Annotated in this window: 10 protein-coding genes; all 10 read left to right on the top strand. The window is 71.4% G+C overall.

What is annotated here, in order from left to right; translation table 11 throughout:
- Window positions 1-82 precede the first annotated feature (82 nt).
- The 10 genes from J2Y49_RS11950 to J2Y49_RS11905 all read left to right on the top strand — a co-directional run bounded on the left by J2Y49_RS11950 (window position 83) and on the right by J2Y49_RS11905 (window position 12835).
- Entirely contained in the window at window positions 83-1852 is a 1770-nt protein-coding gene (locus J2Y49_RS11950; RefSeq protein ID WP_310115066.1) for an ABC transporter ATP-binding protein, read from the top strand.
- A gap of 176 nt (window positions 1853-2028) precedes the next feature.
- The gene (locus J2Y49_RS11945) at window positions 2029-3963 is read left to right on the top strand and encodes an ABC transporter substrate-binding protein (RefSeq protein WP_310115065.1); all 1935 of its coding nucleotides are present in this window, start codon (window positions 2029-2031) and stop codon (window positions 3961-3963) included.
- 6 nt (window positions 3964-3969) lie between these two features.
- Complete coding sequence (locus J2Y49_RS11940) at window positions 3970-5001, top strand: ABC transporter permease (RefSeq protein ID WP_310115064.1); 1032 nt, start codon at window positions 3970-3972, stop codon at window positions 4999-5001.
- Window positions 4998-6200, top strand: a complete 1203-nt coding sequence (locus tag J2Y49_RS11935; protein ID WP_310115063.1) for an ABC transporter permease — start codon at window positions 4998-5000, stop codon at window positions 6198-6200. The genes J2Y49_RS11940 and J2Y49_RS11935 overlap by 4 nt, the downstream gene beginning before the upstream one ends.
- Before the next feature lie 268 nt (window positions 6201-6468).
- Window positions 6469-7782 carry a hypothetical protein gene (locus tag J2Y49_RS11930; protein ID WP_310115062.1) on the top strand — a complete coding sequence of 438 codons (1314 nt, stop codon included), beginning with the start codon at window positions 6469-6471 and terminating at the stop codon, window positions 7780-7782.
- Window positions 7779-9089 (top strand): glycosyltransferase, encoded by a 1311-nt coding sequence (locus J2Y49_RS11925; RefSeq protein WP_310115061.1) that lies wholly within the window; start codon window positions 7779-7781, stop codon window positions 9087-9089. Before J2Y49_RS11930 ends, J2Y49_RS11925 begins: the two co-directional genes overlap by 4 nt.
- Window positions 9086-10216 (top strand): glycosyltransferase family 4 protein, encoded by a 1131-nt coding sequence (locus J2Y49_RS11920; RefSeq protein WP_310115060.1) that lies wholly within the window; start codon window positions 9086-9088, stop codon window positions 10214-10216. Before J2Y49_RS11925 ends, J2Y49_RS11920 begins: the two co-directional genes overlap by 4 nt.
- On the top strand, window positions 10213-10926 hold the full coding sequence (locus J2Y49_RS11915; protein ID WP_310115059.1) for a histidine phosphatase family protein: 714 nt from the start codon (window positions 10213-10215) through the stop codon (window positions 10924-10926). The genes J2Y49_RS11920 and J2Y49_RS11915 overlap by 4 nt, the downstream gene beginning before the upstream one ends.
- Window positions 10923-12068 (top strand): glycosyltransferase, encoded by a 1146-nt coding sequence (locus J2Y49_RS11910; RefSeq protein ID WP_310115058.1) that lies wholly within the window; start codon window positions 10923-10925, stop codon window positions 12066-12068. The genes J2Y49_RS11915 and J2Y49_RS11910 overlap by 4 nt, the downstream gene beginning before the upstream one ends.
- Entirely contained in the window at window positions 12065-12835 is a 771-nt protein-coding gene (locus tag J2Y49_RS11905; protein ID WP_310115057.1) for a polysaccharide deacetylase family protein, read from the top strand. Before J2Y49_RS11910 ends, J2Y49_RS11905 begins: the two co-directional genes overlap by 4 nt.
- Window positions 12836-12905 lie beyond the last annotated feature (70 nt).

Raw genomic sequence — 12905 nt, 5'->3', positions numbered from 1 at the left:
CGAGAGCGGGGGGGAGAGGGAGGACAGCGCCCTCACTCCCAAGCGCAATTGCCTTGAGAACAGCTGAAATGGGGCCGGCACGATGCTGAAGGTCGAGGGCCTGACGATCCGTTTCCGCAATGCGCCGGTCGACCGTCCGGTCGTCGACGGCGTCGGCTTCTCGGTCGGGGCGGGGCAGAGCGTGGCGCTGGTCGGCGAATCCGGGTCCGGCAAGACGCTGACCTGCCGCAGCATCCTGGACATCCTGCCGCGCGGGGCGGAGGTGACCGGCGGCTCCATCCTGTTCGGCCGGGAGCCGGAGGCGGTCGATCTGCTGCGCCTGCCGCGATCGGGCCTGCGCGACATCCGCGGCAGCCGCATCTCGATGATCTTCCAGGAACCGATGAGCGCGCTGTCGCCGCTCCACAGCATCGGCGACCAGACGATGGAGGTGCTGCGGCTGCATGGCCACTGCAACCGCCGGAGCGCCCGCGACCAGTGCCTCGCCATGTTCGAGCGGGTGGGCTTCCCCGATCCGCTGCGCGCCTTCCGCTCCTATCCGTTCCAGCTGTCGGGCGGCCTGCGCCAGCGGGCGATGATCGCCATGGCGATGGTGGCGCGTCCGCAACTGCTGATCGCCGACGAGCCCACCACGGCGCTGGACGTCACGCTGCAGGCCCAGGTGCTGGCGCTGATCAAGGAACTGCAGGCCGAGACCGGCATGGCCGTGCTGCTGGTCACCCACGACTTGGGCGTGGTCGCCAACATGGCCGACGCCGTGGTGGTGATGCGCGCCGGCCGGGTGATGGAGTCCGGCTGCTGCGCCGACGTGCTGGGCCGTCCGCTGCACGGCTACACCCGCAAGCTGATGGCCGCCGCCCCCTCGATTCCCGAGATGACCTGCGCGCTTCCCGCCTCGGGCGTGGAGGACGCCATCCTTGAGTTCCACGGCGTCGCCAAGACCTATGAACGCGGCTCCACCCGCGTGCGGGCGCTGGCCGGCATCGACCTGTCCGTGCGCCGGGGGGAGACGCTGGCCATCGTCGGCGAGTCAGGATCAGGCAAGACGACGATGGCGCGGCTTGCGATGCTGGCGGAGCGGCCCGACCCCGGCGGCCGCCTGCTGTTCCGGCCGACCGCCGGGGAGCCGCCGCTCGACCTCCTTTCCGCCGCGGGGCCGGAGCTGACCGCCTACCGCCGCCGTGCCCAGATGGTGTTCCAGGATCCCTATGCCTCCCTCAGTCCCCGCATGAGCGTCGGCGAGATCATCGCGGAGCCGCTGGCGATCCACGGCGTCTGCGGCCGCGGCGAGGGGCGCGAGCGGGTGCGGGCGCTGATGGCGCAGGTCGGGCTCGACCCCGCCTGGGCCTGCCGCTATCCCCACGCCTTCTCCGGCGGCCAGCGCCAGCGCATCGGCATCGCCCGCGCGCTCGCCCTCGATCCGCAGCTGCTGATCTGCGACGAACCGACCTCGGCACTCGACGTGTCGGTTCAGGCGCAGGTTCTCGACCTGCTGGAATCGATCAAGCGGCGGCTCGGCCTCAGCCTGATGTTCATCTCGCACGATCTGGCGGTGGTGGCGCGGCTGGCCGACCGGGTCGCGGTGATGCGCGCCGGCCGGGTGATGGAGCAGGCGCCGCCCGCCGTCCTGTTCTCCGCCCCGCTGCATCCCTACACCCGCGCGCTGATCGCCGCCTCGCCCGAACCGGACGTCAGCCGTCCGATCGACATCGCCACCGTGGCGCTCGGCGCCGGCACCCCCGACCTGTGGCCCGAACCCTTCCGCCCCACCCCCGACGGCGCCCCGCCCCCGCTGGTGGAAGCCGCGCCCGGCCATTTCGTGAGGGGCCATCTCGCGAGGCGGGCGGCATGATCAAGCGCTTTCCCATCACCGGAGACTTTCATCCTCTCCCCCCCGGGGAGAGGGGGGGGCCCCGCCGCTTTGCGGCGGGGTGGGTGAGGGGGACGCGCGGCGGTATGCTTGCAAAGATCCTGCAATGCATCCCCCTCACCCTGACCCTCTCCCCGGGGGGGAGAGGGAAAAAGCCCGTGGGCTTCGCAGGTCTCCTCCTCACCCTCCTGCTCGCCGTTCCCGCCGCCGCCTTCACCCCGCAGGAACCGGCGCTCCTGCGCGACGAGGTCACCTACGGCCTGCTTCCCCCCGTCCGCCAGCGCATGCCGGAAGAGCCGCTGATCGTCGATCCGACAGCGAAGGGACGCGACCTCGGCCGTTCCGGCGGCTGGATCCGCACCTTCATCACCCAGCGGCGCAACAGCCGCATCGCCGTGCTCTACGGCTATGCCCGGCTGGTCGGCTACAACGAGAAGCGGGAGCTGGTGCCCGACATCCTGAAGGACGTGACCGTCGTCGACGGGCGAGACTTCACCCTGACCCTGCGGGCCGGCCACCGCTGGTCCGACGGCGCCCCCTTCACCAGCGACGACATCCGCTACTGGTGGGAGGACATCGCCAACGATCCGATGCTGTCGCCGTCCGGCCCGCCGCGCTTCATGCTGGTGGACGGCAAGCCGCCGCAGGTCAGCTTCCCCGACGCGGTCACCGCCCGCTTCCGCTGGGAGGAGCCGAACCCCTATTTCCTGCCCACGCTCGCCGCCGCCCGGCCGCCCTTCATCTACCGGCCGGCCCATTACCTGAAGCGCTTCCACGCCCGCTACACCGGCGAGGCGGAGCTGGCGCCGCTGATCGCCAAGTACAAGGTCCGCAACTGGGCGGCCCTGCACAACGCCCGCGACGACATGTTCCGCATGGAGAATCCGGACGAACCGACCCTCCAGCCCTGGATGGCGATGTCGAAGGGGACCGGCAGCCATCTGCTGTTCCAGCGCAACCCCTATTACCACCGCTTCGACACGCGCGGCATGCAGCTGCCCTACGCCGACGGGCTGGACGTGACGGTGATGGCCGGCGGGCTGATCCCGGCGCAGGTCGCCACCGGCAAGGCCGACCTCCAGGCCGAAGGGCTGACCTTCTCCCAGGTGCCGGTGCTGGTGGCGGGGGAGGGGGGCGGCAACTACCGCACCCTGCTGTGGCCGGAGGGCAAGGCGGCGGAGATCGCGCTCTATCCCAACCTGAACTACAACGACCCGGTCTGGCGCGGCCTGCTGCGCGATCCCCGCTTCCGCCGCGCCCTGTCGATGGGCATCGACCGGCGGATCATCAACCGCTCGCTCTTCTTCGGGCTGGCACGCGAAAGCGGCGTGGACGTGCTGCCGGGAAGCCCGCTCTACAAGCCGGAACGCACCGGCGTCTGGACCGGCTACGACCCCAAACGGGCCGCGGCGCTGCTCGACGAGATCGGGCTGAAGCGCCAGCGCGGCGAGCTGTACCGCGACCTGCCCGACGGCCGCCCGCTGGAAGTGATCGTCGAATCGGCGGGAGAGAAGTCGGAGGTCGCCGATGCCCTGCAGATCATCGCGGAGACCTGGCGCGACATCGGCGTCCGGCTGCTGGTGCGCACGGTGGACCGCGACGTGCTGCGCAACCGCGTCTATGCCGGACAGACGATGATGGCGGTGTGGGGCGGCTGGGACAACGGCGTCCCCGATCCCGACAGCAGTCCGGAGGAACTGGCCCCGATGACCCAGGAGAATTTCAGCTGGCCGAAATGGGGGCAGCATTACCAGACCTCCGGCAGCGCCGGCGAGCCCATCGACATGCCGGTCGCGCAGGAGCTGATGGACTTCGCCCGCCGCTGGCGCCACACCACCGACGAGATCGAACGGCGCGCCCTGTGGTCGGCGATGCTCGACATCCATGCCGACCAGATCTTCGCCATCGGCGTGGTGTCGAAGACGCCGCAGCCGATCGCCGTGGCCAACCGCCTGCGCAACGTGCCGGACAAGGGGCTGTGGCTGTGGGATCCCGGCGCCTATCTCGGCATCTACCGGCCCGACGAGTTCTATTTCGCCGACGCCCGCCCGGCCGATCCGGAGCCGGCCGGCATCCACCGCAGGGGGGAATGACCGCCCATGCTGCGCTTCATCCTGCACCGGCTGCTGGTGATGATCCCGACGCTGATCGTGGTGTCGATCGTGATCTTCATCGTCATCAACCTGCCGCCCGGCGACTATCTGTCCAACCAGATCGCCGAGCTGCGCGCCACCGGCCAGGAGGCCGGTCTGGCGAAGGCTGAGTTCCTGCGCCGCGAATACGCGCTGGACCGGCCGCTGCCCGAGCAATATCTGGTCTGGATCGGCGTCTGGCCGGGACCTAACGGCTTCAACGGCCTGCTGCAGGGCGACCTCGGCTGGTCGTTCGAGTTCAACAAGCCGGTGGCGGAGGTGGTGGGCGAGACCCTGTGGTTCACCGTCATCCTCAACGTCGCCGCCGTGCTGTTCGTCTATCTGGTCTCCTTCCCGCTGGGGGCGCTGGCGGCGATCCGGGCCAACAGCTGGGTCGATTACCTGGCCGCGACCATCGGCTATATCGGCTTGGCGACGCCGAACTTCCTGCTGGCGCTGATCCTGCTCTATTACGGCCAGAAATGGCTGGGCCTGCCGATCGGCGGGCTGGTGGACGCCCAATACGAGAACCAGCCGATGAGCTGGGCCAAGGCCGGCTCGGTCCTGCAGCACCTGATCGTGCCCACCGTCGTCATCGGCCTGTCCGGCACCGCCGCCATGGTGCGGCGCCTGCGCGCCAACCTGCTGGACGAGCTGGGCAAGCCCTATGTCGTCACCGCCAAGGCCAAGGGCGTGCCGCCGCTGCGCCGGCTGACCCGCTATCCGCTGCGCATGGCGCTGAACCCCTTCGTCTCCGACATCGGCTCGCTGCTGCCGTCTCTGGTGTCGGGGTCGGTGCTGATCTCGGTGGTGCTCAGCCTGCCCACCATCGGCCCGGCGCTGCTGGAGGCGCTGCGGGCGCAGGACATCTTCCTGTCGGGCTTCATCCTGATGTTCATCTCGCTGCTGGTGCTGGTCGGCATGCTGATCTCCGACATCGCGCTGGCGCTGCTCGATCCCCGCATCAGGCTGGGCAAGGCAAGGAAGGCGCAATCATGAAGGGCCCGGATATGAAAGATCCGGGCGCCGAAGACCCTGGCAAGAACGGCGGCTGGGACCATTACGTCGACAGCCGGCCCTATCCCGATCCGGCGGCGCCGGACGGACCGGCGACCCGCTTCGATCCGGGCGCCTCGACCGGGCGGCTGATGCTGCGGCGGTTCCTGCGCCACCGGCTGGCGGTGCTGGGCGCGCTGTTCCTCGGGCTGTCCTATCTCAGCCTGCCCTTCGTCGATTTCCTGGTTCCCTACGGCGCCAACGAACGCGACGTGGAACATCTCTACGCCCCGCCTCAGGGCGTCCACCTGTTCCACGAGGGCCGCTTCATCGGCCCCTTCGTCTACCCGACCACCGGACAGCCCGATCTGAAGGACTATCGCTGGCGCTACGAGGCGGACGAAAGCCGGCCGATGCCGCTGGCGTTCTTCTGCCCCGGCAAGCCCTACCGCTTCCTGGGGCTGGTGGAGATGCAGATGCGGCTGGTCTGCCCGCCGCCGGGGGCGACGCTGCATCTGCTGGGCACCGACCGGCTGGGCCGGGACATGCTGTCGCGGCTGGCCATCGGGGCGCAGCTGTCGCTGACCGTCGGCCTGCTGGGCATCGCCGTGTCCTTCGCCATCGGCGTCACGCTGGGCGGCATGGCGGGGTATTTCGGCGGCTGGATCGATGCCGGGGTGCAGCGCCTGTCGGAAATCCTGAAATCCCTGCCGGAGCTGCCGCTGTGGCTGGCGCTCTCCGCCGCGGTGCCGGCGCAATGGAGCCCGGTGACGGTGTTCCTCTGCATCTCCGTCATCCTCGGCCTGCTCGACTGGCCGTCGCTGGCCCGCGCCGTGCGCTCCCGCTTCCTGGCGCTGCGCGAGGAGGATTTCGTCATGGCGGCGGAGCTGATGGGGGCAAGCCCGGCGCGGATCATCCGCCGCCACCTGCTGCCAAACTTCGCCAGCCATCTTCTGGCCAGCGCCACCCTGTCGATTCCCGCGATGATCCTGGGCGAGACGGCGCTGTCCTTCCTGGGGCTGGGCCTGCGCCCGCCGGCGACCAGCTGGGGGGTGATGCTGAACGACGCCCAGAATTTGATGGCCGTGGAAACCTATCCATGGGTGTCATTGCCGATGCTGCCGGTGATCCTGGTAGTCTTGTCCTTCAACTTCTTCGGCGACGGACTGCGTGACGCCCTGGATCCGTATCATGGCGATTGAGCCCTTTCCCCGGCGGCCGCGGGACGCCTCAGGCGCCGCCGTTATTCCTATGTCATACCGCATAGGTGGGTTGTCGCCGCTCGGCCGGAAGTCGGCTTGATGCGCGGCGAAATCCATGTGAGGGGTTCTATCCAGGCTGGAGCGCTGCCGCCGGCATCTGGACCAGACGCGCAACCAACGGGGCCAAGCCGGTCCTCAGACGAGCATAACGATTTGATCTGCTACGGCTTTTCGGTTCCGACTCCTTGCTGAAGCGGAGTGTCCGAGCATGCACCAGCCCCTGGCCCCCTTTCGGTCCATCCACCCCGACCGGACATCGCCGCGCATCCTGCTGTACAGCCACGACACCTTCGGGCTGGGGCATCTGCGGCGATCGCGGACGATTGCCCAAGCCCTGGTGTCGGCCTTTCCCGACGCCTCCGCGCTGATTCTCACCGGTTCGCCCGTCGCCGGCCGCTTCGATTTCCCGGAGCGGGTCGACCATGTGCGCCTGCCGGGCGTGGTGAAGCAGCCGGACGGCGGCTACACCGCCCGCAACCTGGGCCTGCCGATCGAGGAGACCGCCGCCATCCGGGCGGAGATCATCCGCGCCACCGCCCGCGCCTTCCGCCCGACGCTGGCCATCGTCGACAAGGAGCCGACCGGCCTGCACGGCGAATTCCTGCCGGCGCTGGAGGAGATGCGGGCCGGCGGCAACACCCGCGTGGTGCTGGGCCTGCGCGACGTGCTGGACGCGCCCGAGGCGCTGCAGCCGGAGTGGGAGCGCAAGGAGGCGGTGGCCGCCGTGGAGCGCTATTACGACCAGCTCTGGGTCTACGGCCTGCCGCAGGTCTACCGTCCGCTCGACGGCCTCGACCTGCCGCCGGAGGTGGCGGCGCGGGTGCGCTACACCGGCTACCTGCGGCGGGAGCCGTCGGAGGGCGGCGGTGCCGCCCAGGCCGGGGACAGCCTGATGGCGGCGCCCTATGTGCTGGTGACGCCCGGCGGCGGCGGCGACGGGGCGGCCCTGGTCGACTGGACCATCGCCGCCTACGAGAGCGATCCGGATCTCGCCCCCAACGCCCTGATCGTCTACGGCCCCTTCCTGGAGGATGCCCGCCGCCAGGAGTTCGCCACCCGCATCCGCCGGCTGAAGGGCAGGGTGCAGACCATCAACTTCCATTCCCGCATGGAAGACCTCTATGCCGGCGCCGTCGGCGTGGTGGCGATGGGCGGCTACAACACCTTCTGCGAGATCCTGTCCTTCGACAAGCCGTCGGTCCTGGCCCCGCGCACCCGCCCGCGGCTGGAACAGCGCATCCGGGCCGAGGCGGCGGAAGCGCTGGGCCTGCTGCGCACGCTGGACAGCGACCGCGACTGCGGCGACCCGCGGGCGATGGCCGACGCCATCCGCGCGCTGCCCGCCCAGCCGCCGCCCTCCGCCAGCCCGCTGCCGGGCCTGCTCGGCGGGCTGGACCGCATCGTCGAGTTGACGCGCGAGGTGCTGGAGGCGGACTCGGTGGCGGCCCGCGCCACCCCCGTCACCCCGATCCGCCGGGCGGCGCAACGCCTGTCCCGCGCGGCGATGGGCAAGCGCGCATGACCAATGGAGTGGAGAAGGACGGCCGCGCGCCGTCCGGCGTGCTTCCGAATGCCGTGCCGACCCGTTCGCCGTTGAAGATCGCCGTGGTGGTGAAGGGATACCCCCGCCTGTCGGAAACCTTCATAGCGCAGGAAATCCTCGCCCTGCAGGAGCGCGGCGTCGATCTGGCGATCTGGTCGCTGCGCCATCCCACCGACAGCCGCCGCCACGCCCTGCACGACCGCATCACCGCACCGGTCCATTACCTGCCGGAATATCTGCGCGACGAGCCGCGGCGGGTGCTGCGCGCGCTCGGCCGGCTGATCCTCCGCCATCCGGCCGGGCTGGCCCGCACGGCGCTGGGCTGGCTGCGCGACCTGGGGCGCGACCGCACCGCCAACCGGGGCCGCCGCTTCGGGCAGGCGCTGGTGCTGGCGGCGGAGCTGCCGGCGGATGTCCCCTTCGTCTACGTCCATTTCCTGCACACCCCGGCTTCGGTCGGACGCTATGCCGCGGCGATCCGCGGCATCGGCTGGGGCTTTTCCGCCCACGCCAAGGATATCTGGACCACGCCGGAGTGGGAGAAGCGCGAAAAGCTGGCCGACGCCCGCTTCGGCGTCACCTGCACCGCAGTGGGGGCGGCGCATCTGCGCGGGCTGGCGGCCGATCCCGCGCGCATCGACCTCGTCTATCACGGGCTGGACCTCGGCCGCTTTCCCGCCCCGCCGGACCGCACGGATGCACTGGATCGCGACGGCTCCGCCCCCGACCGCGCCGTGGAGATCCTGTCGGTCGGCCGGCTGGTGGAGAAGAAGGGCTACGACCGGCTGCTCGACGCCCTGGCGACGCTGCCGGACGATCTGCACTGGCGGCTGGTCCATATCGGCTCCGGCGACCTGAAGCAGTCTCTGCGCGCGCAGGCCGACCGTCTGGGGCTGTCGGACCGCATCGATTGGCGCGGCGCGCAGGACCAGGCGACGGTGATCGAGGCGCTGCGCCGCGCCGACCTGTTCGTGCTGACCAGCGTGGTGGCCGGCGACGGCGACCGCGACGGCCTGCCCAACGTGCTGATGGAGGCGGCGAGCCAGCGCCTTGCCATCCTGTCCACCGCAGTGTCGGCCATCCCCGAATTCATCGCCGACGGCACCCACGGCCTGCTGACCGACGGCACCCCGCCCGCCATCGCCGCCGCGCTGGAACGGCTGGCCACCGGCCCGGCGCTGCGCCTGCGGCTGGGCGATGCCGCCCATGACCGCCTGCGCGCCGAGTTCGGCATGACCGCCGGCATCGACCGCCTCGTCCGCCGGCTGGAGGAGGCCGCGGCGTGAGCGCCCCATCCCTGCCGCGCATCGCCTTCCATGCCCCGCTGAAGCCGGTCGACCACCCAATCCCCTCCGGCGACCGCCAGATGGCGCGGCTGATCCTGCGCGCGCTGGAGGCGACCGGCCCGGTGGAGGTGGCGAGCAGCCTGCGCGTCTATGACGGCAGCGGCGATGCCGCGCTACAGGCACATCTTCAGGCCGCCGCCGGCGCCGAGCGCGAGCGCCTGCTGTCCCTCTACGCCGCTGCACCGGAACGGCGTCCGTCGCTGTGGCTGAGCTACCATGTCTATTACAAGGCGCCCGACCTGATCGGGCCGCACATCGCCCGCAGCCTTGGCATCCCCTATGTCGTCGTGGAGGCGACCCGCGCCCGCAAGCGCCTGACCGGCCCCTGGGCCGCTTTCGCCGCCGCCGCCGAAGCCGCCATCGAGGCGGCGGACCTCGTGCTCTGCGTCAGCGCCCGCGACCGCCAGGCGGTGGAGGCCTATGGCCCGCCCGGCCAGCGCGTGGCGATGCTGGCTCCCTTCCTCGACCTGCCGCCCACCCCGGAACCAAACACCGCCGACCGCAGGGCGCCGGGCTCGCCGCCCCGCCTGCTGACCGTCGCCATGATGCGGCCGGGCGACAAGCTCGCCTCCTACCGGCTGCTGGCCGAGTCCCTCGGCATCGTCGCCGCCCATCCCTGGGCGCTCGACATCGTCGGCGACGGCCCGGCGGCGGCGGAGGTGTCGGCCCTGTTCGCCCCCTTCGGTCCGCGCGTGCGGCTCCTCGGCGCCAGCGCTTCCGCGGATCTCGCCGGCCATTACCGCGCTGCCGACCTGCTGGTCTGGCCCGGCCTGAACGAGGCCTTCGGCATGGTCTATCTGGAGGCGCAGGCCCATGGGCTCCCCGTGCTCGCCATCGACAATGCCGGCACCGGCACCGTCATCCGCGACGGCGTCGGCGGACGGCTGACCGGCCCGATGCCACAGGACTTCGCCGCCGCGCTGGCCCAGCTTCTGGCCGATCTGCCAGCCCTGCGATCCCTCGGCCGAACCGCCCGCGCTTACGTCGAGGCGCATCACGGCCTGACCGCGGCCGCCGCGCGTCTGCGCGGCCTGCTGACCGCGCTGCCCAAACAGGTGCCGGCATGATCCGCCTCGCCTTCCTGCGCCACGGCGTCACCGCCTGGAACCGTGAAGGCCGCATCCAGGGCCGCACCGACATCCCCCTCGACCCCGAAGGCCGCGCCCGCCTCGCCGACCTGACCTTGCCCGAGGCTTGGCGCGACGCCACCCTGCACGCCAGCCCCCTCTCGCGCGCCGTCGAAACCGCAAGCCTCCTCGGCAAGGGCCGCCCCGTCCGAACCGATTCCCGCCTGATCGAAATGGACTGGGGCGCCTGGGAAGGCCAGCGCGGCCACGACCTGCGCGCCGATCCCGACAGCGGCTATCGCGACATCGAAGGTTGGGGCTGGGACTTCCGCCCACCCGGCGGCGAAAGCCCGGCCGACGTGCGCGAGCGCCTGACGGGATGGCTGAAATCCCCTCTCCCCCCCGGGGAGAGGGTTAGGGTGAGGGGGACGCACGGCGAGGATCTCTTCGGCTCCGCCGAACCCCCTCATCCCAACCTTCTCCCCGGGGGGGAGAAGGAGTTTCAGAACGTTTCCGACGCCAACCATCCCCCCCACCTCGTCGTCACCCACATCGGCGTGATGCGCGTCGCCCTGGCGCTCGCCTGGGGCTGGGACTTCCGCGGACCGCCGCCGGTGCCGGTGAAGCGCGACCGCCTCTACACCATGACGCTCGCCAATGACGGCACCCTGCGCCCGACCGGCAACCGCGAGGGGGAGCGCCTGTCGTGAAGCTCCTGATCGCCGTCACCCACCTTCTCGGCACCGGTCATCTCAGCCGCGCGCTGGCCCTGGCGGAGGCCTTCGCCGCCCGCGGCTGGAGCGTCGATGTCGTCAGCGGCGGGCGCCCGGCCCCCCATCTCGGCAGCGGCGGAGCCACCCTGCACCAACTGCCGGCTCTGGCGAGCGACGGCGCCGATTTCGCCACGCTGCTGACCGCCGGCGGGCGTCCCGCCGATGCCGAAACCTTTGCCGCAAGGCGGGCGATGCTGACCGGCCTGCTCGACAGCCTCCGCCCCGACGTGCTGCTCACCGAACTGTTCCCGTTCGGCCGCCGCGCGCTCGCCGCCGAGTTCGACGCCCTGCTGGAGAGCGCCCGCAGCCTGCCGGCCCCGCCGCTGACGCTCGCCTCCGTCCGCGACATCCTGGCCCCGCCCTCCAAGCCGGCGCGGGTGGCGGAGACGGAGCGCCGCCTGCTCGGCTTCTACGATGGCGTGCTGGTCCATTCCGACCCCGCCGTGGTGCCGCTGGAGGACAGTTGGCCGCTGACCCCGGCGATGCGTCCGCTGCTGCGCTACACCGGCTTCGCTGTCCCGCCGCCGGCCGCTGCCGATGGCGGAGCGGACGGGCAGGGCGAGATCCTGGTCACGGCAGGCGGCGGCCCGGTCGGCCGCCCGGTCTTCGAGGCCGCCGCCTTTTGCGCCGCATCCGCCGCCCTGCCGCAGCGCTGGCGCCTGCTGGTGGCGAAGGGCGACGCAGCGCTGGCCGACAGGCTGCGCGCGATTGCCCCGGCGGAACGGCTGGTGGTAGAGCCGGTGCGCCCCGATTTCCGCGCCCTGTTGGGCCGGGCAGCCGCCTCGGTCGGGCGCTGCGGCTACAACACCGCGCTCGACTGCCTGACGGTGGGGGTGCCCAGCGTTTTCTGCCCGTTCGAGGACGGCAAGGAGGTCGAGCAGACCATCCGCGCCGCCATCCTGGCCCGCCGCCCCGGCATCGCCATGCTGCGCGAGGCGGACCTCACCCCCGACAGCCTCGCAGACGCCCTGCGGTCCATCCTGGGCGTGCGCATCCCGCCGCTCGACCCGGCATCGCTGGCCGGAGCGGCGCGCAGCGTGGAGATCGTCGAGGCCATGCTGGCGGAGAAAAGACCATGAGCGGCTGGAGCCCCACGAACTGGAGCGCGGTGGACGACGAACTGGCCCGCTGGACCGGTCTCGGCCGGCGCTGCGCCCTGTGGCTGCGCGACGACGACGCGGTGGCCGCCAGCCCGCAGCTCGACCGGCTGCTGAACCGCTGCGCGCGGTCCGGCATCCCGCTCGGCCTTGCCGTCATCCCGGCGGAGGCCGAGCGCTCGCTCGTCGACGCGCTGGCGGAGCAGCCCGATGCGACCGTTCTGGTCCATGGTTGGGCTCATGCCGACCATGCCGCCCCGGGAGCCAAGAAATGCGAATTCGGCCCGGAGCGCTCCGCCGACATCCGGCAGGCGGAGGCCGAACGCGGCCTGTCCGCCCTGCGCGGCCTGTTCGGCGACCGGCTTTTCCCGCTGTTCGTCCCGCCCTGGAACCGGATGGCCGCCGACATGCCCGGCCGGCTGGCCGCCGCCGGCTACCGTGCCGTCTCCGCCTTCGGCGCGCCGCCGCGGGAACGGGGTGGCATCGCCTGGATCAACACCCACCTCGACCTGATCGACTGGCGCGGCAGCCGCTCGGCGGTGCCGCTCGACGCCTTGCTCGACACGCTGTGCCGCGAACTGCGCGAGCGGCGGGAGGGCCGGCGCGACCCGCATGAGCCCATCGGCCTGCTGACGCACCATCGGGTCCATGATCAGGCGATCTGGGACCTGCTGGACCGCCTGCTCGACCGGCTGGCCGGCCATCCGGCGCTGGAATGGCCGGCTGTCGGCACATTGTGCCAGTCCTGAAAACGCAACGGGGGCCGACCCGCGCCTTTGGCGACGTGGATCGGCCCCATGCTGCAGTGCTGTCCTCGTG

The sequence above is a fragment of the Azospirillum sp. BE72 genome (genome assembly GCF_031455875.1).
Classification (GTDB): Bacteria; Pseudomonadota; Alphaproteobacteria; order Azospirillales; family Azospirillaceae; genus Azospirillum.
This window is presented reverse-complemented; position numbering and strand designations above follow the sequence as displayed.